Raw genomic sequence first — 17,272 nt, forward strand, 5'->3', positions numbered from 1 at the left:
CGAGCGGCCATGAGCGTCGCCGTGCGATTCAACGATATCCGCAAGGACTTTGGCCCCGTGCGCGTGCTGCACGGCGTGAGCTTCGACCTCGCGCCGGGCCGCATTCACGGACTGCTGGGCGAGAACGGCGCGGGCAAATCCACGCTGATGAAAATCCTCGCGGGCTACGAGCGCCCGAGCGCGGGCGAGATGCTCGTCGACGGCCGCGCCTGCCAGTTCGACGGCTCGCGCGCCGCCGAAGCCGCGGGCATCGTGCTGATCCATCAGGAGTTCAATCTCGCCGAGCATCTGACGATCGCGCAGAACATCTTTCTGGGCCACGAAAAGAAGCGCGGCCTCTTTGTCGACGACACCGCGATGCGCCGCGAAGCGCGCGCGCTGCTCGCCCAGGTCGGGCTCGAACGTCATCCCGACACGCTCGTGCGCGAGCTGATCGTCGCCGAAAAGCAGCTCGTGGAAATCGCCAAGGCGCTCGCGCGCCGCGCGCGCCTGCTCATCATGGACGAACCCACGGCCACGCTCACGCCCAGCGAAACCGCGCGCCTGTTCACGCTGATGACGAAGCTGCGCGCGGACGGCGCGACGATCGTCTACATCTCGCACAAGCTCGACGAAGTGGAGCGCATCACCGACGACGTGATCGTGATGCGCGACGGCCGCTTCGTGGCCGCGAGCGCGACAGCGGGCCTCGCGCGTCAGCAGATGGCCAACCTGATGGTGGGCCGCGACGTCTCCGACATGTTTCCCGACAAGCGCCTCGTCGCCGCCGACGCGCCCGTCGCGTTGCGGGTGCGCGGCCTCGCCGTGCCGGGCTGGGTCGAGGACCTGAGCTTCGAGGTGCGCGCGGGCGAGATTCTCGGCTTCGCGGGACTCGTGGGCGCGGGGCGCAGCGAAGCCTTCGAGGCGCTCGTCGGGCTGCGCCGCAAGCTGGCGGGCGAGGTGGAGATCGGCGGGCGGGCGGTGACGCTCAAGCATCCGCGCGACGCCATGCGCCACGGCCTCACGTATCTGAGCGAGGACCGCAAGGGCAAAGGTCTGCATCTGAATCTGAACCTCCAGGACAACCTCACGCTGATGACGCTCGAACGCTACGGCCATCCGCTGCTCGACCTGAAGGCCGCGCGCGGCGCGCTCGAAACGGCGGTGCGCGAATTCGGCATTCGCACCGGCGACCTGTCGAGCCGCGCGCGCATGCTCTCGGGCGGCAATCAGCAGAAGCTCGCGCTCGCCAAATTCCTGCAGCCCGATCCGCGCGTGATCGTGCTCGACGAACCCACGCGCGGCGTCGATATCGGCGCGAAACGCGACATCTATTTCCTGATCGAGCGGCTCGCGGCCTCGGGACGCGCGGTGGTGGTGATTTCGTCGGAGCTGATCGAGTTGATCGGCCTCGCGCATCGCGTCGCGGTGATGCGCGCGGGGCGGCTCGTCGCCACGCTCGGCCGCGACCATCTGAACGAAGAGGAGCTGATCGCCCATGCAACCGGCACCCACTGAAGCGGCGAGCGCCCAGGCGCGCACGCGGCGCTTCGTCGTGCGGCTCGCGCACCGGCTCGCGGGCGTGGGGCCGCTGATCGGCCTCGTCGCGCTGTGCGTGGTCGGCACGCTGCTTAACCGCGACTTCGCGACCGTCGACAATCTGCTCAACGTGCTCACGCGCACGTCGTTCATCGGCATCATCGCGGTGGGCATGACCTTCGTGATCATCTCGGGCGGTATCGATCTTTCCGTGGGCTCGATGGCGGCGCTGATCGCGGGCGTGATGATCTGGGTGATGAACGCGCTCGCGGCGGGCGTGAACAGCCACGCGTTCGCGCCGCTCGCCATCATTGCGATCGGCATGGCGATCGCGCTCGTGCTGGGCGCGCTGTTCGGTCTCGCGCACGGGCTGCTCATCACGCGCGGACGCATCGAGCCGTTCATCGTCACGCTCGGCACGCTGGGCATTTTCCGCTCGGTGCTCACGTGGCTCGCCGACGGCGGCGCGCTCACGCTGCAAAACAATCTCGTCGATCTCTACGGTCCCGTGTATTACGCGAGCCTCTTCGGCGTGCCGGTGCCCGTGTGGGTGTTCGCGCTGATGGCGGCGGGCGGCGCGCTGGTGCTCAACCGCACGGCGTTCGGGCGGCACGTGCAGGCGATCGGCTCGAACGAACAGGTCGCGCGTTATGCGGCGATTCGCGTCGATCGCGTGAAGTGCGCGACCTATGTGCTGCTCGGCGTGTGCGTGGGCGTGGCGACGGTGCTCTACGTGCCGCGTCTGGGCTCGGCCACGCCGACCACCGGCATCTTGTGGGAACTCGAAGCGATCGCGGCCGTGGTGGTGGGCGGCACGGCGCTCAAGGGCGGCGAAGGACGCGTGGCGGGCACCGTGGTGGGCGCGATCCTGCTCTCGGTGATCGCGAACATTCTGAATCTCACGAGCATCATCAGCGTGTATCTGAACGCGGCGGTGCAGGGCGTGGCGATCATTGCCGTGGCCTTCCTGCAACGCGGCAGGCGGTAGTCGTGTGAGCGCTATTGTGTTCGGATAGCGAAATAATAGTCGGTGCAAGGCGTGGTCAAAGGACGGGCGTGCGCGCCCGCACAACAATCATCGGAGACGGCATCATGAAGAATACGATTCGTGCGATGTGGACGGGCGCGCTGACGCTCGGCGTGGCGGCGATGTTCGCTTCGCCTTTCACGGCAAGCCCGGCGCACGCCGAGGACAAGGTCACGCTCGGCGTCGCCATTCCCACGGCCGATCACGGCTTCACGGGCGGCATCGTCTGGTGGGCCAACGAGGCGAAGAAAGAGCTGGAGAAGGCGCATCCGGACCTGAAAGTCATCGTCAAGACGGCGGCCAACGCGCCCGATCAGGCGAACCAGTTGCAGGACCTTGTGACCGTCAACAAGATCAACGCGCTGGTGATCTTCCCGTTTGAATCGGCCTCGCTCACGCAGCCGGTCGCGCAGGTCAAGAAGAAGGGCGTGTACGTGACGGTGGTCGATCGCGGCCTGACCGACAAGAGCGCGCAGGACGCCTACGTGGCCGGCGACAACACCGCGTTCGGCCGCATTCCCGCCGAGTATCTCGCGAAGCAGTTGAACGGCAAGGGCAACATCGTCGCGCTGCGCGGCATTCCGACCACGCTCGACAACGAGCGCTGGAACGCCTTTACGGCGGTGCTGAAGAACTATCCGGACATGAAGATTCTCGACGCGAAGTACGCGAACTGGAATCGCGACGACGCCTTCAAGACCATGCAGGACTTCCTGACGCGCTTCAAGCACATCGACGCCGTCTGGGCCGCCGACGACGACATGGCCGTGGGCGTGCTCAAGGCGATCGATCAGGCCAAACGCAGCGACATCAAGATCGTGTTCGGCGGTGCGGGCTCGAAGGACATGGTCAAGCGCGTGATGGACGGCGATCCGCTGATTCAGGCCGACGTGTCGTATTCGCCGAAGTTCATCTACGACGCGATCAAGCTCACGGCCGAGGCGCGGCTCGCGGGCAACGCGCTGCCGCCCACGACGATCATTCCTTCGGTGCTGATCACGAAGGAGAACGCCAAACAGTTCTATTTCCCGGATTCGCCGTTCTGAGCGCGGCGCATCACGCTGGCCTGCATCGTTCGTCAACCGCCGCCGCGCCGCGGTGGCTTTGCTGAGGACTCGGACCGATGAAAACCCTCAAGGGTCCGGCGATCTTTCTCGCCCAGTTTCTGGGTGAGGAAGCGCCGTTCGACAGCTTCGCGCACATGGCGCAATGGGCCGCGCAACTGGGCTACAAAGGTATTCAGGTGCCGACCGATGCGCGCCTGATCGATCTCGAACAGGCGGCCGCGAGCCCGGCGTATTGCGACGATCTGCGCCAGACCGCCGACGACGCTGGGATCGCGATCACGGAGTTGTCGACGCATCTGCAAGGTCAGCTCGTGGCCGTGCATCCCGCGTACGACGCGCTGTTCGACGGCTTCGCCGCGCCGCACGTGCGCGGCAATCGCGAGGCGCGCACGGCGTGGGCCATCGAGCAGCTGAAGCTCGCCGCGCGCGCGTCGCGCAACCTGGGCTTGAGCGCGCATGTGACGTTTTCGGGCGCGCTCGCGTGGCCTTATGTGTATCCGTGGCCGCAGCGTCCGCCCGGTCTTGTCGAGGCCGCGTTCGACGAACTTGCGCGTCGCTGGCGGCCGATTCTCGATGCATTCGACGCAGCGGGCGTGGACGTCTGCTACGAACTGCATCCGGGCGAGGATCTGCACGACGGCGTGACTTTCGAGCGTTTTCTGGCCGCCGTGGACGATCATCCGCGCGCGAACATTCTCTACGACCCGAGCCATTTCGTGCTCCAGCAGCTCGATTACCTCGCGTTCATCGACCTCTACCACGCGCGCATCAAGGCCTTTCACGTGAAGGACGCGGAATTCCGGCCCACGGGGCGGCAGGGCGTGTACGGCGGCTATAGCGACTGGGTCGAGCGCGCGGGGCGTTTTCGTTCGCCCGGCGACGGGCAGATCGACTTCGGCGCGATTTTCTCGAAGCTCACGCAGTACGACTTTCCGGGCTGGGCGGTGCTCGAATGGGAATGCGCGCTCAAGCATCCGCACGACGGCGCGCGCGAGGGCGCGGAGTTCATCAAGCGGCATCTGATCCGCGTGGCCGAGCATGCGTTCGACGACTTCGCGGGCAGCGGCGTGGACGACGCGCAACTCAAAAGCGTGCTGGGCCTCTGATACGCAGTGACGCAAAACGCGGAGCACGACGATGACACGCAGACTGAAACTCGGCATGGTGGGCGGCGGCGAGGGCGCGTTCATCGGCGCGGTGCATCGGATCGCCGCGCGCCTCGACGACGATTTCGAACTGGTGGCGGGCGCGTTGTCGTCCGATGCGGCACGCGCGCAGTCGAGCGCCGACGCCATCGGCCTCGCGCGCAGTTACGCCGACTGGCGCGAGATGGCGCGCGAAGAAGGCGTGCGCGCGGACGGCATCGACGCGGTCGCGATCGTCACGCCCAATCATCTGCACGCGCCGATGGCGCATGCGTTCATGGCGGCGGGCATCCACGTGATCTGCGATAAGCCGCTGGCCGTCTCGCTCGACGAAGGGCGCGCGCTCGCCCAGCACGCGCGCGACGCGAACGTGGTGTTCGCGCTCACGCACACGTATTCCGGGTATCCGCTCGTGCGCCATGCGCGAGAAATGGTGGCGGCGGGCGAACTGGGCGAGGTGCGCGTCGTGCAGGTGGAGTACGCGCAGGACTGGCTCGCGCATCCGATCGAGCAGGGCGGCGCGGACGGCCGCAATCGTCAGGCGAGCTGGCGCACCGATCCGGCGCTGGCGGGTCCGGCGGGTTGTCTCGGCGATATCGGCACGCACGCGTATCAGCTGGCGGCGTTCGTCAGCGGCATGGAGCCGGTGGCGGTCGCTGCGGAGCTGCATACCTTCGTGCCCGGACGGCGTATCGACGATCACGTGCAGGCGATGCTGCGTTACGCGAACGGCGCGCGCGGCATGCTGTGGGCGAGCCAGGTCGCGAGCGGCGCGGAGAATGCGTTGCGTTTGCGCGTCTTTGGCGCGAAGGCCGGGCTCGCGTTCGATCAGGAAGCGCCGAACGAACTGTGGTTCACGCCGCAGGGCGGCGAGGCGCAGCGGCTCACGCGCGGACGGGTGACGGGCGCGGCCGCCGCGCACGCGACGCGCGTGCCGCCGGGGCATCCGGAAGGGTATCTGGAAGCGTTCGCGCAGCTTTATCGCGATGCGGCGGCGCAGATTCGTGCGCGCGACATGGGCGTGCCGCCGCCGCCCGAAAGTACGTTGCTCACGACCGTCGACGATGGCGTGGCCGGGCTGCGCTTTATCGAAGCGGTGCTGGCCAGCAGCGCCGCCGATGGCGCCTGGCGCGCGCTGGGTTGAGGGTTGGGGGGGGGGGCCGACGGTGGCGGGCAGCGCGCGGCGTTAGCCATTCGGATGAATGGCGCGGATTTCCGGACGCGACAAAACTTGCAGTGTGTTTAACGCACTTCAAGGATGCTCATGTCTAATGTAATACAGTTGAATTACAATGCGGCTTCGATCACCACGCGAGGGAGTGAGGCGATGGGCGCAAGCGCATTGGTACAGGTCCGCATCGACCCGGCGTTGAAAGAACGCGCCACGGCGGTGCTGGAAAAGATGGGACTCACGGTGTCGGACGCGGTGCGCATCCTGCTCACGCGGGTGGCGAACGAGGGCGCGCTGCCCGTCGGCTTCGCGGTCGATCCGGCCACGCACGACGCGTGGTTCCGCGCGAAAGTGCTGGAAGCGCTGGAAGACGCGCGCCCGGCCGTGGAAGCGGACGCGGTCGAGGCGCATTTCGCGAAGCGGCGCGCGGCGGCGGCGAGGCACGTGGACGAGGCCGAGCCGGCGGCTCCGAAGCTGAACCCCGTTCGCAAGCGCAAAAGTTGAAGCTCGAATAGTCGCCGCTCGCGCTGGCCGACCGCGAAGCGATATTCGACTTCAACGAGACACGCGGCGCGCATGCAGCCGTGAGCGTGGACGAGTGCATCGCCTCCGCGGTCCGTCGGCTGCGCCTCTATCCGGAGATCGGCCGTCGTGGCCGGGTAAGCGGCACGCGCGAACTGGTCGTGCATGGCGCGCCGTTCGTCATCGCTTACCGTGTCGAACGGCAAACGCTCACGGTGCTACGCGTGCTGCACGGCGCGCGGCGCTGGCCTGCCGAGCTGGATTAGCACGCGCTGCGCCGACTCACTGCTCGAACTCACTGCTCGAACTCACTGCGCCAGATACACGAACTTGCCGCCGCGTATCGTGCCCATCACGCTCGCGCGCTGGTCCAGACCCACGTGGTCCTTCTCGCTCGTGTTGACCACGCCGTTGGGCACGACCAGTTCGTGCGCGTGCTCCAGTTCGCTGCGCAGCGCCACGCGGAACGCCTCGGTGCCGGGCTGCGCGGTCTTGAGCGCGCGCGTTACGGCGTCCGCGAGGCGCGGATACACGCCGGCCGCGTCGCCCGCGAACTGCGTGACGGTGCCAGGACCGTATTTGACCTCATAGGCGTCCACGAAGGCGAGCGCCGCTTTCTGCGCGGGCTGATCGGCAGGCAGCGTGCGCGCCACCACCACGGGCTGCGTCGGGAACAGCGTGCCTTCCACATCCTTGCCGCCGAGCTTGATGAACTCGGGCGTGGCGATGCCGTGCGTCTGATAGATCGCGCCCTTGTACCCGCGCTCGACCAGCGTGCGCTGCGGCAGTACGGTCGGCGTGCCCGCGCCCGCGATCAGCACGGCATCCGGTTTCGCGGCGATCAGCTTGAGGATCTGGCCGGTCACGCTCGCGTCGGTGCGGTTGAAGCGCTCGGTCGCCACGATCTGAAGGTTGCGCTCCTTCGCGAACTTCGTGAACGCGTTGAGCCAGCTGTCGCCGTAGCTGTCGGCGAAACCGATGAAGCCCACCGTCTTCACGCCGTGCGCGGACATGTAGCGCGTCATCACGTCGGCCATGGCGGCGTCGGTCTGCGCCATCTTGAACGCCCAGGTGCGCGCGCCCTGCTGCGGCTCGACCACCGAGGCCGAGCCGACCAGCGTGATCATCGGCGTCTTGCTTTCGGCCACGGCGTCGAGCGCCGCGAGCGCGGCGGGCGTGATGTTCGGCCCGACGATCACGTCCACATGGTCCTCGTTGACCAGTTTGCGGATGTTGCGCACCGCCGCGCCCGGGTCGGAGCCGTCGTCGAGCACGATGTAATCGGCTTTCTGGCCCGCGATCGTCGGGGGCCACATCAGCATGGCGTTCTTGCTGGTGATGCCGATGGCGGCGGCGGGGCCGGTGCTCGACAGGTCGATGCCTACCTTGAGGTCGGCGTGGGCGGCGGGGGCGGCAACGCCCAGCGCGACGGCGGCGGCGAGCGCCAGCGGACGAAGGGCAGGGCGCAAGCCCGGATTCGGAAGATGCAGACGCAGATACGACTTCATGCAGCGGTCTCCAGGAAGGAAAAAAGCGAGAAGCGTTCTATCTAGTTAGTTGTGGGTGAATCTGCGGGTGAATCCGCGCGGTTGAATGCGGCACGCGCCGTCCGCTTACAGTTCGCATTACAGCGCGCATTACAGCGCGTATTACAGCTCGTACGTCTCGTGCTCGCCCTTGAGCGCCTGTTCGATCAGCTTGCGGTTCAGGCTCGGCGAAAGCAGCTCGACGAGCGTATACACATAACTGCGCAGATACGCGCCCTGCTTGAGCGCCACGCGCGTCACGTTGCTGCCGAACAGATGCCCCACCGGCACGGCGCGCAGATGGCGGTCGCGTTCGGCGTTGAAGGCGATATCGGCCATGATCCCCACGCCGAGGCCCAGTTCCACATAGGTCTTGATCACGTCCGCGTCGATGGCTTCGAGCACGATGTCGGGCGAGAGCCCGCGCAAACGGAACGCCTCGTTGATCTTGGTGCGGCCCGCAAACGCGTTGTCGTAGGTAATCAGCGGAAATTGGGCCAGATCGTCGAGCGAGAGCGGCTTGCGTTCGAGCAGCGGATGATCGGGTAGCATCACGGCCACGTGATGCCAGGTGAAGCAGGGCAGCGAGACCAGTTCCTTATAGTTGGAGATGGCCTCGGTGGCGATCGCCAGATCGGCCTGGTCGTGCAGCACCATTTCGGCGACCTGGGTCGGGCTGCCTTGCAGAATCGAAAGGTGGACCTTGGGGAAGCGCCGCTTGAACTCGGCGATGGCGGCCGGCAGCGAGTAGCGCGCCTGCGTATGCGTGGCCGCGATCACCAGATTGCCTTGATCCTGGGCCGCATAGTCCTTACCTACGCGTTTGAGGCTTTCCACTTCCTGAAGGATGCGCTCCACGGAGGCGAGGATGATGCGGCCGGGTTCCGTGAGCGAGCGCACGCGCTTGCCGTGGCGCGTGAAGATTTCGACCCCCAATTCATCCTCGAGCTCGATGATCGCCTTCGAGACGCCGGGCTGGCTGGTATACAGGGCCTTCGCGGCTTCCGTGAGGTTGAAATTCTGGCGCACGGCCTCGCGTACGAAGCGGAACTGGTGCAGGTTCATATATAACCCCTTGGCATATCAACCTGATTTTTGAATCGTTTGAAATATAAGGCGAGTTTATTACCATTTCCCCAACTTTTCCAATATGGATATCTGTTTTGGTCATTAGCAAATGACCGGCGAGTTGAAGGCGCCGGTCGGGCTGGAACAGAAATAGCGAAGTCGAAGTCGGAGAACGCGGCGTAACCGGAACGCCGCGATTGATACAACCCTGGGGTCCCCGAATGTACCAATACGATCAGTACGACCAGACCATCGTCGACGAGCGCGTCGCGCAATACAGCGACCAGGTTCGCCGCCGCCTGTCGGGCGAATTGAGCGAAGAAGAGTTCCGTCCGCTGCGTCTGCAGAACGGCCTGTACTACCAGCGCCATGCCTACATGCATCGCATCGCGATTCCGTACGGCAATCTGCGCAGCGACCAGATGCGCATGCTCGGCACCATCGCGCGCGAGCACGACCGCGGTTACGGCCACTTCTCGACGCGCTCGAACATCCAGTACAACTGGATCAAGCTCGAAGAAACGCCCGAAATCCTGCGCAAGCTCGCGTCGGTCCAGATGCACGGCATCCAGACCTCGGGTAACTGCATCCGCAATATCACCGCCGACCAGTTCGCGGGCGTCGCGCCCGACGAAGTCATCGATCCGCGCCCGTGGGCCGAGATCATGCGTCAGTGGTCGACGTTCCACCCCGAATTCGCGTGGCTGCCGCGCAAGTTCAAGATCGCCGTCTCGGGTTCGAAGGAAGACCGCGCCGCCGTGCAGATCCACGATCTGGGCGTCTACCTCGACCGCAACGAGCAGGGCGAAGTCGTCGCGAGCATTCTCGCGGGCGGCGGCCTCGGCCGTACGCCGATCATCGGCGCGATCATCAAGCGCGACCTGCCGTGGCAGCATCTGCTGACCTACTGCGAAGCCGTGCTGCGCGTGTACAACCGCTACGGCCGCCGCGACAACCTCTATAAGGCGCGTATCAAGATTCTCGTGAAGGCGCTTTCGCCCGAGAAGTTCGCGCAGCAAGTGGAAGAAGAGTGGCAGCACCTGAAGGACGGCCCGTCGACGATCACGCAGGCCGAAGTGGACCGCGTGTCGCAATACTTCGCGCCGCCGGCCTACGAAAAGCTGACCGACACCGACACCTCGTACGAAAAGCATCTGCTCGAAAACCGCGCGTTCGCGCGCTGGGTCGAGCGCAACGTGCGTCCGCACCGCGTGCCGGGCTACGCTTCGGTCACGCTCTCGCTCAAGCCGCAGGGCATCGCCCCGGGCGACGCGACCGACGTGCAGATGGAAGCCGTGGCCGACTGGGCCGACGCTTACTCGTTTGGCCAGGTGCGCGTCTCGCACGAGCAGAACCTGATTCTCGCGGACGTGAAGAAGCAGGACCTGTTCGCGCTGTGGGAAAAGGCGAAGGCAGTCGGTTTCGCGACGGCCAACGTCGGCCTGCTGACCGACATCATCGCGTGCCCGGGCGGCGACTTCTGCTCGCTCGCGAACGCCAAGTCGCTGCCGATCGCCGAAGCGATCCAGCAACGTTTCAGCGACCTCGATTTCGTCTACGACCTCGGCGACGTCTCGCTCAACATCTCGGGCTGCATGAACTCGTGCGGTCACCACCACGTCGGCAACATCGGCATTCTGGGCGTCGATAAAGACGGCTCGGAGTGGTATCAGGTGTCGCTCGGCGGCGAGCAGGGCAACGGCGCCAACGGCGCACGCCTTGGCCGCGTGATCGGCCCGTCGTTCTCGGCGGAAGAGATGCCCGACGTGATGCAGAAGGTGATCGACACGTTCGTCGAACTGCGCATCGACGGCGAGCGTTTCATCGACACCTACGACCGCCTCGGCATCGCGCCCTTCAAGGAGCGCGTGTACGCCTCGCGCCAGACGGCGCACGCATGAGCCGCACGCAACGAATCGAGAGTTAAGCAATGGCATTGATCATCAAGAACCGCGAGATCGTCGAAGACAACTGGCAGGTCGTGCGTGCCGCCGAAGACGGCGCGCTGCCCGACGTGGCCGCGCTGCCGGCCGGCAAGGTGCTGGTCCCGTTCGCGTACTGGCAGGCCAACCGCGACGCGCTGGCCGCGCGCGGCAAGGACGAACTGGGCGTGTGGCTCGCGCCGGACAGCGAACCGGCTGACGTGGTCGCCGACTTCGACAAGATCGCTCTGATCGCAATCGACTTCCCGGTGTTCCGCGACGGCCGCGGCTATTCGATCGCGCGTCTGTTGCGCGAGCGTTATGGCTACAAGGGCGAGATTCGCGCGATCGGCGACGTGCTGCGCGACCAGCTGCGCTTCTACGAGCGCTGCGGCTTCGACGCCTACGCGCTACGCGCCGACAAGGACATCCACGACGCGCTGAAGGCGTTCACGGAATTCACGGTGCAGTACCAGGGCGCGTTCGACGAACCGTCGCCGCTGTTCCGCCGCCGCGCGGCACAAGCGGCACAAGCGGCCGAATCGGGCGCGGCAGCATGAGCACCGCCCCTACCGCAGCCAGCGAGATCACGGCTGACCTGCAGGCGAAGATCGAGCGGCTCGATGCGCTGCTCGACTCGATCGCCGCGCGTCACGCCGACGTCAAGCTAGCCAGCAGCCTCGCCGCCGAAGACATGCTGCTCACGCACGCGATCCTGTCGCGCGGCGTGAAGATCGGCATCTTCTCGCTGAACACGGGCCGCCTGCACGCCGAAACGCTCGGCATGCTCGACGCGGTGCGCGAGCGCTACGGTTACGCGATCGAGCAGTTCCATCCGCAGCAGGACGCGGTGGACGAATATGTCGCGCAGCACGGCCTGAACGCGTTCTACGAGAGCGTCGATCTGCGCAAGCGCTGCTGCGAAATCCGCAAGGTCGAGCCGCTCAACCGCGCGCTGTCGGGCGTGTCGGCGTGGGTCACGGGCCAGCGCCGCGAGCAGTCGGTCACGCGCGCGGAGCTGCACGAGGAAGAACGCGACGAAGCGCGCAACATCGACAAGTTCAATCCGCTCGCGGACTGGACCGAGGCCGATGTGTGGGATTACCTGCGCGCCTTCGCGGTGCCGGTGAATCCGCTGCATGCGCGCGGCTATCCGAGCATCGGCTGCGAACCCTGCACGCGTGCGATCCGTCCCGGCGAAGACAGCCGCGCGGGCCGCTGGTGGTGGGAGTCGCGCGATACGAAGGAATGCGGGCTGCACATCACGTCGGTGTCCGCGATTCCGGTGGTGGCGGTGTCGCCGATCGGCCAGGCGAGCTAAGATTGAAGTTTTCGCGCCGCTTTCGACGTTTTAACGAACGCCGAACGGCAGCGAAGTCGAATACAGAGTAACGCGCCCGATGCAAAGGGCGCGATCAGACGAAGGATTCCGAACATGAGCACGACGCTCGATTCCGCAGTGAACGCCCCGCTTCAGGTGACGGCGAACCGCATGGACCATCTCGACTGGCTCGAAGCCGAGTCGATCCACATCCTGCGCGAGCTGGTCGCCGAATGCAGCAAGCCGGCGCTGCTGTTCTCGGGCGGCAAGGATTCGGTCGTCGTGCTGGCGCTCGCCCTCAAGGCGTTCGGTCTCGGCGCGAACCGCAAGACCTCGCTGCCGTTCCCGCTCGTTCACATCGACACGGGCCACAACTACGAGGAAGTGATCGATTTCCGCGATCGCCGCGCGGCTGAAATCGGCGCGGAACTCGTGGTCGGTCACGTCGAAGATTCGATCAAGAAGGGCACCGTGCGCCTGCGCCGCGAAACCGATTCGCGCAACGCCGCGCAAGCGGTCACGCTGCTCGAAACCATCGAGCAATACGGTTACACCGCCATGATCGGCGGCGCGCGCCGCGACGAAGAGAAGGCTCGCGCGAAGGAGCGCATCTTCTCGTTCCGCGACGAATTCGGCCAGTGGGACCCGAAAGCGCAGCGCCCGGAACTCTGGAGCCTGTACAACGCGCGTCTGCACAACGGCGAACACCTGCGCGTGTTCCCGATCTCGAACTGGACCGAACTCGACGTGTGGCAATACATCGAGCGCGAAAAGCTCGAACTGCCGTCGATCTACTACGCGCACCAGCGCGAGATCGTGCGCCGCAACGGCCTGCTCGTGCCGGTCACGCCGCTCACGCCGATGAAGGAAGGCGAAGTCAGCGAAATGGCGCAAGTGCGTTTCCGCACCGTGGGCGACATCAGCTGCACGTGCCCGGTGGCGAGCGATGCCGACAACGTCGAGAAGATCATCGCCGAAACGGCCGTGACCGAAATCACGGAACGCGGCGCGACGCGCATGGACGACCAGGCGTCGGAAGCCGCGATGGAACAGCGCAAGAAGCAAGGTTATTTCTAAAGAGCACGCAGAGGAAGAATTGAACATGGTTACGACGCATCAACCTGAAGACCTCGGCGTGCTGCGCTTCATCACGGCGGGCAGCGTGGACGACGGCAAGAGCACGCTGATCGGCCGCCTGCTGTACGACAGCAAGGCAGTGCTTTCGGATCAACTCTCGGCGCTTTCGCGCGCGAAGAACAAGCGCACGGTCGGCGACGAAATCGACCTGTCGCTGCTCACGGACGGCCTCGAAGCCGAGCGCGAGCAGGGCATCACGATCGACGTGGCGTATCGCTACTTCGCCACGGCCAAGCGCAAGTTCATCATCGCCGATACGCCGGGCCACGAGCAGTACACGCGCAACATGGTCACGGGCGCCTCGACGGCGCACGCCGCGATCATCCTGATCGACCCCACGCGCGTGACGGTCGAGAACGGCGTGACGCAACTGCTGCCGCAAACGAAGCGCCATAGCGCGATCGTCAAGTTGCTCGGTCTGCAACACGTGATCGTTGCGATCAACAAGATGGATCTGGTCGATTACAGCGAAGCGACTTTCAACCTGATCCGCGAAGCCTACGTCGAACTCGCGCGCCAGCTCGGCCTGGAACACGTGCGTTTCGTGCCGGTGTCGGCGCTCAAGGGCGACAACATCGTCGGCGCGAGCGAGCGCATGCCGTGGTACGCAGGCGAAGCGTTGCTCGACGTGCTCGAACAACTGCCGGTCGCGCAGGCAACGGGCGAAGCGCTGCGCTTCCCGGTGCAGTGGGTCGCGCGCCAGGACGGTTCGAGCGCCGACGACTTCCGCGGCTACATGGGCCGTATCGAAGCGGGCGAAGTGAAGCTCGGCGACGCCATCACGGTGCTGCCGGCGGGCCGCGCGGCCACGGTCGCGGAAATCATCGCGCCGGTGCCGGGCGGCACGGCGCAGGTCGACCGCGCGTTCGCGGGCCAGACCGTCACGATCCGTCTCGCGGAAGACGTCGACGTCTCGCGCGGCGACACCTTCGTGCCGGCCGGCGACGACACGCAACCGGCAAAGAAGCTCGAAGCGGACCTCTGCTGGTTCGACGAGGAGCCGCTCTCGCCGCAGCGCAAGTACCTGCTCAAGCAGACCACCAGCACGGTGTTCGCGAAGATCGGCGCGATCAAGGAAGTGCTCGACGTGCATACGCTTTCGCACGCCGTCGACCGTCACGACCTCGCGATGAACGACATCGGCCGCGTCTCGCTCACGCTGCAAAAGCCGCTCGTCGCGGACCTGTATGATGTGCATCCGGGCACCGGCGCGTTCGTCCTGATCGACGAAGCCACGCACCACACGGTGGCCGCGGGCATGATCCGCGCCGTCGCCGCCTGACGCCGCAGCGCGTCTCGCCCGCGCCATCCACGTCCTGTGGCGGCGCGCGGCGGTGCGCCGGGCTTGCGCGTTTCGAGCGTGCGGTATGGGAGTCTTCTAGCAAATGGGTAAGGTCTATCTGATCGGCGCCGGTCCTGGCGCCGCGGATCTCATTACGGTGCGCGGCGCGCGTCTGCTCGGGCAGGCGCAGGTCGTCCTGCACGACGCGCTCGTCGAACCGGCGATGCTCGAGTACGCGCCGGCCGATGCGAAGTTCATCGCGGTCGGCAAGCGTTGCGGGCAACGCTCGACGGCGCAGCACTTCATCAACAAGCAACTCGTCGATGCCGCGCTGGAGCACGACGTGGTCGTGCGCCTGAAGGGCGGCGACCCGATGCTGTTCGGCCGCGCCGACGAAGAAATGCGCGCGCTCGAAGCGGCGGGCATCGAGTACGAAATCGTGCCGGGCATCACGGCGGCGCTCGCGAGCGCCGCCACGCTGCAACGCTCGCTCACGCTGCGCGGTGTGTCGCGCAGCGTCGCGCTCGCGACGTATTCGCGCGCGGCGGGCAGCGAGGAAATCCGCGAACACGTGAACGCCGATTCGCTGGTGTTCTATATGGGCCGCGACAGCGCGCCCGAGATCGCGCGCCAGCTGATCGAAGCGGGCCGCGTGGGCGAGACGCCGGTGGCGATCGTCGAGGCGTGCAGCACCGCGCGCGAGCGCACGCTGACGCTCACGCTGGCGGCGCTGCAGGCGGGCGAGGCGCAAGACTGGCTCGACGCCGCGCAGCCGAGCCTGCTGATGATCGGCGAAGCGTTTCGTGCGCGCGCCGCGCAGGAAGACGCCTCGCAGGACGAACAGGATCCGCGCCGCGCCGCTGCGTAAAGTATAAAAAAACGGGGGTTGTGCGTAGTACGAGCACGAAAGCAGAAAGGGAAAGGGCCGCTGAGAAGCGGCCCTTTTCTTTTGTGCGGTTGCGCGACGGATTCAGGCGTCGCCGGGCGACGCGTGCTGCGATGCGTGAGTCAGGCAATAGCCGACGATGGCGTCGAGCACGGCATCGTCTTCGCCGACGGCGGTGGCGCAGCGGATCTGCACGTCCGGATGGTCGGCCTGACATTGCGCGATGAGCGCGGGCAGATCGCGGCGAATATGGCCGCCCTGGCCGAAGAACACCGGCACCACGGTGATGACCGTGCAGCCTTGCGCGGCCTGCGCGGCGATGGCGTCGGGCAGGCTCGGTTCCATGAGTTCGAGGAAGGCGAGGGCGACCGGGCCGCCGTCGTTGTCAGCGGTGTCGTTAGTGCGCGCCGCCGCGAGTTTCGCGGCGAGACGCGTGAACGGCTCTTTCCAGCGCGCGTCGCGCGCGCCGTGGCCGAAGAGAATCATGCCGTGCGTGCTCATCGTCGATTCTCCGTGATCCATGTGGCCGCTAGTGCCGGTCGACCCACTTCAGCCCGATCAGGCCGAGCGCGAGATAGATCAGCGCGGGTGTGGCCGCCGTGAGCGGCGCGGGCCAGCTACTCAGATTACCGATGTGCGAGAACAGCGTGTTGACGAGCTGGAAGCTCATGCCGAGCATGATGCCGCCGAACACCTTCACGCCGACCACGCCCGCACGCGTATGCAGATACGCGAACGGCAGCGAGAGCACCAGCATCACGAACACCGCGAACGGGTAGAGCAGCTTGCGCCAGAGCGCGATTTCGTAGCGCTGCGTGTCCTGATGGTTTTCCTGCAAATGCTGGATGTAGCGGAACAGGTTGAACATCGACATGCGATCCGGCGACACCAGCAGCACCGAGAGAATCTGCGGCGTCAGTTCCGAGCGCAGCGAGTATTCGGGCAGCGCGGTCTGACTCGCGCGATAGACGGGCGCGAGCGCGTCGGTCGGCTGGTTCGGCGGCGGCGGCACGCTGACCAGTTCGGTGTCGGTCACGTCCTTGAGCAGCCAGTGGCCCGGCGGCTGGAACGTGCCGCTCTTCGCGATGCGCACGTTCGAGAGCTTGAACTGCTTGTCGAATTCGTAGATGCGCACGTCGGTGATGGTGGCGTCCGGCTGCAGCTTGCCGACGTTCACGAAACGCGTGACCTGCTCGCCGTCGAGGCGCGCCGTGAGCGTGTCCTTCACCCACACGCCCGACTGGAAGTTGGTCGACACGGCCGAACCCAGCGCTTCGAGACGCACGCGCTCGGAAAGCTGGTCGGTGTACGGACCGACGACTTCGCCGATCAGATAGGTCAGCAGCACGAGCGGCACGCCGATCTTCAGCAGCGAGCGCAGCGCCTGGCCGGTCGCGAGACCCGAGACGCGGAAAATCGTGAATTCCGAGCTGGCCGCCATCTGCGCGAACACGTAGATCGCGCTGATCAGCGCCGCGACGGGAATGATTTCATAGAGCCGCGAGGGCGCCTGCAAGCCCACGCGCAGCACCGCGTAGCCGAACTTGTAGTTGCCGTGGCCGACCGAGTTCAGCTCGTTGATCAGGTCGAAGAAGAAGAATAGACCCGAGAAGGCGAACAGGATGAACACGAACGTCAGGTAGACCTGACGCGCGAAGTATTTCTCGTAAATGCGCATCG

17 protein-coding genes are annotated in these 17,272 nt (G+C 65.9%); 13 read left to right on the forward strand and 4 right to left on the reverse strand.

Annotated features, from left to right (window positions below; genetic code table 11):
- The first annotated feature begins 9 nt into the window (after positions 1 to 9).
- The 7 genes from BMY06_RS19215 (at position 10) to BMY06_RS19245 (ending at position 6,716) form a co-directional block, all read left to right on the forward strand.
- Positions 10 to 1,497 (forward strand): sugar ABC transporter ATP-binding protein, encoded by a 1,488-nt coding sequence (locus BMY06_RS19215; protein ID WP_074984650.1) that lies wholly within the window; start codon positions 10 to 12, stop codon positions 1,495 to 1,497.
- Entirely contained in the window at positions 1,478 to 2,506 is a 1,029-nt protein-coding gene (locus BMY06_RS19220; protein WP_074984652.1) for an ABC transporter permease, read from the forward strand. Before BMY06_RS19215 ends, BMY06_RS19220 begins: the two co-directional genes overlap by 20 nt.
- A 104-nt stretch (positions 2,507 to 2,610) precedes the next feature.
- The gene (locus tag BMY06_RS19225) at positions 2,611 to 3,591 is read left to right on the forward strand and encodes a substrate-binding domain-containing protein (protein WP_074984655.1); all 981 of its coding nucleotides are present in this window, start codon (positions 2,611 to 2,613) and stop codon (positions 3,589 to 3,591) included.
- 77 nt (positions 3,592 to 3,668) lie between these two features.
- Positions 3,669 to 4,718: a sugar phosphate isomerase/epimerase family protein gene (locus tag BMY06_RS19230; protein WP_074984657.1), complete on the forward strand. Its 1,050-nt coding sequence runs from the start codon at positions 3,669 to 3,671 to the stop codon at positions 4,716 to 4,718.
- A 31-nt stretch (positions 4,719 to 4,749) separates the two neighbouring features.
- On the forward strand, positions 4,750 to 5,901 hold the full coding sequence (locus tag BMY06_RS19235) for a Gfo/Idh/MocA family protein (protein WP_244144393.1): 1,152 nt from the start codon (positions 4,750 to 4,752) through the stop codon (positions 5,899 to 5,901).
- Positions 5,902 to 6,084: 183 nt separating this feature from the next.
- Positions 6,085 to 6,432 carry a type II toxin-antitoxin system RelB/DinJ family antitoxin gene (locus tag BMY06_RS19240; protein WP_074984661.1) on the forward strand — a complete coding sequence of 116 codons (348 nt, stop codon included), beginning with the start codon at positions 6,085 to 6,087 and terminating at the stop codon, positions 6,430 to 6,432.
- A gap of 23 nt (positions 6,433 to 6,455) precedes the next feature.
- Entirely contained in the window at positions 6,456 to 6,716 is a 261-nt protein-coding gene (locus BMY06_RS19245; RefSeq protein WP_074984663.1) for a type II toxin-antitoxin system RelE/ParE family toxin, read from the forward strand.
- 42 nt (positions 6,717 to 6,758) lie between these two features.
- Here BMY06_RS19245 and BMY06_RS19250 read toward each other — a convergent pair whose 3' ends face one another.
- Both BMY06_RS19250 and BMY06_RS19255 read right to left on the reverse strand, forming a co-directional pair.
- Positions 6,759 to 7,958 (reverse strand): ABC transporter substrate-binding protein, encoded by a 1,200-nt coding sequence (locus tag BMY06_RS19250; RefSeq protein ID WP_080180712.1) that lies wholly within the window; start codon positions 7,956 to 7,958, stop codon positions 6,759 to 6,761.
- Between the two features lie 141 nt (positions 7,959 to 8,099).
- Positions 8,100 to 9,041, reverse strand: coding sequence for a CysB family HTH-type transcriptional regulator (locus BMY06_RS19255; RefSeq protein WP_065057310.1), 942 nt, complete (start codon positions 9,039 to 9,041; stop codon positions 8,100 to 8,102).
- Between the two features lie 224 nt (positions 9,042 to 9,265).
- Here BMY06_RS19255 and BMY06_RS19260 point away from each other — a divergent pair, with 224 nt between their 5' ends.
- The 6 genes from BMY06_RS19260 to cobA all read left to right on the forward strand — a co-directional run bounded on the left by BMY06_RS19260 (position 9,266) and on the right by cobA (position 15,574).
- Positions 9,266 to 10,945: a nitrite/sulfite reductase gene (locus BMY06_RS19260; RefSeq protein WP_065057311.1), complete on the forward strand. Its 1,680-nt coding sequence runs from the start codon at positions 9,266 to 9,268 to the stop codon at positions 10,943 to 10,945.
- Between the two features lie 29 nt (positions 10,946 to 10,974).
- Complete coding sequence (locus BMY06_RS19265) at positions 10,975 to 11,526, forward strand: DUF934 domain-containing protein (protein WP_065057312.1); 552 nt, start codon at positions 10,975 to 10,977, stop codon at positions 11,524 to 11,526.
- On the forward strand, positions 11,523 to 12,287 hold the full coding sequence (locus BMY06_RS19270) for a phosphoadenylyl-sulfate reductase (RefSeq protein WP_065057313.1): 765 nt from the start codon (positions 11,523 to 11,525) through the stop codon (positions 12,285 to 12,287). Before BMY06_RS19265 ends, BMY06_RS19270 begins: the two co-directional genes overlap by 4 nt.
- 114 nt (positions 12,288 to 12,401) lie before the next feature.
- On the forward strand, positions 12,402 to 13,364 hold the full coding sequence (gene cysD / locus BMY06_RS19275; protein ID WP_065057314.1) for a sulfate adenylyltransferase subunit CysD: 963 nt from the start codon (positions 12,402 to 12,404) through the stop codon (positions 13,362 to 13,364).
- Positions 13,365 to 13,389: 25 nt separating this feature from the next.
- Positions 13,390 to 14,706 (forward strand): sulfate adenylyltransferase subunit 1, encoded by a 1,317-nt coding sequence (locus BMY06_RS19280; protein ID WP_074984665.1) that lies wholly within the window; start codon positions 13,390 to 13,392, stop codon positions 14,704 to 14,706.
- A 103-nt stretch (positions 14,707 to 14,809) separates the two neighbouring features.
- Positions 14,810 to 15,574 (forward strand): uroporphyrinogen-III C-methyltransferase, encoded by a 765-nt coding sequence (cobA, locus tag BMY06_RS19285; protein ID WP_074984669.1) that lies wholly within the window; start codon positions 14,810 to 14,812, stop codon positions 15,572 to 15,574.
- 102 nt (positions 15,575 to 15,676) lie between these two features.
- On the opposite strand, the gene BMY06_RS19290 is transcribed toward cobA, so the two are convergent.
- Together BMY06_RS19290 and lptG are read right to left on the reverse strand one after the other, a co-directional pair.
- Entirely contained in the window at positions 15,677 to 16,093 is a 417-nt protein-coding gene (locus tag BMY06_RS19290; RefSeq protein WP_074984670.1) for a sirohydrochlorin chelatase, read from the reverse strand.
- Positions 16,094 to 16,121: 28 nt separating this feature from the next.
- The gene (gene lptG, locus BMY06_RS19295; protein WP_074984672.1) at positions 16,122 to 17,270 is read right to left on the reverse strand and encodes an LPS export ABC transporter permease LptG; all 1,149 of its coding nucleotides are present in this window, start codon (positions 17,268 to 17,270) and stop codon (positions 16,122 to 16,124) included.
- Positions 17,271 to 17,272 lie beyond the last annotated feature (2 nt).

It is taken from the genome of Paraburkholderia tropica (assembly GCF_900109265.1).
Classification (GTDB): domain Bacteria; phylum Pseudomonadota; class Gammaproteobacteria; order Burkholderiales; family Burkholderiaceae; genus Paraburkholderia; species Paraburkholderia tropica.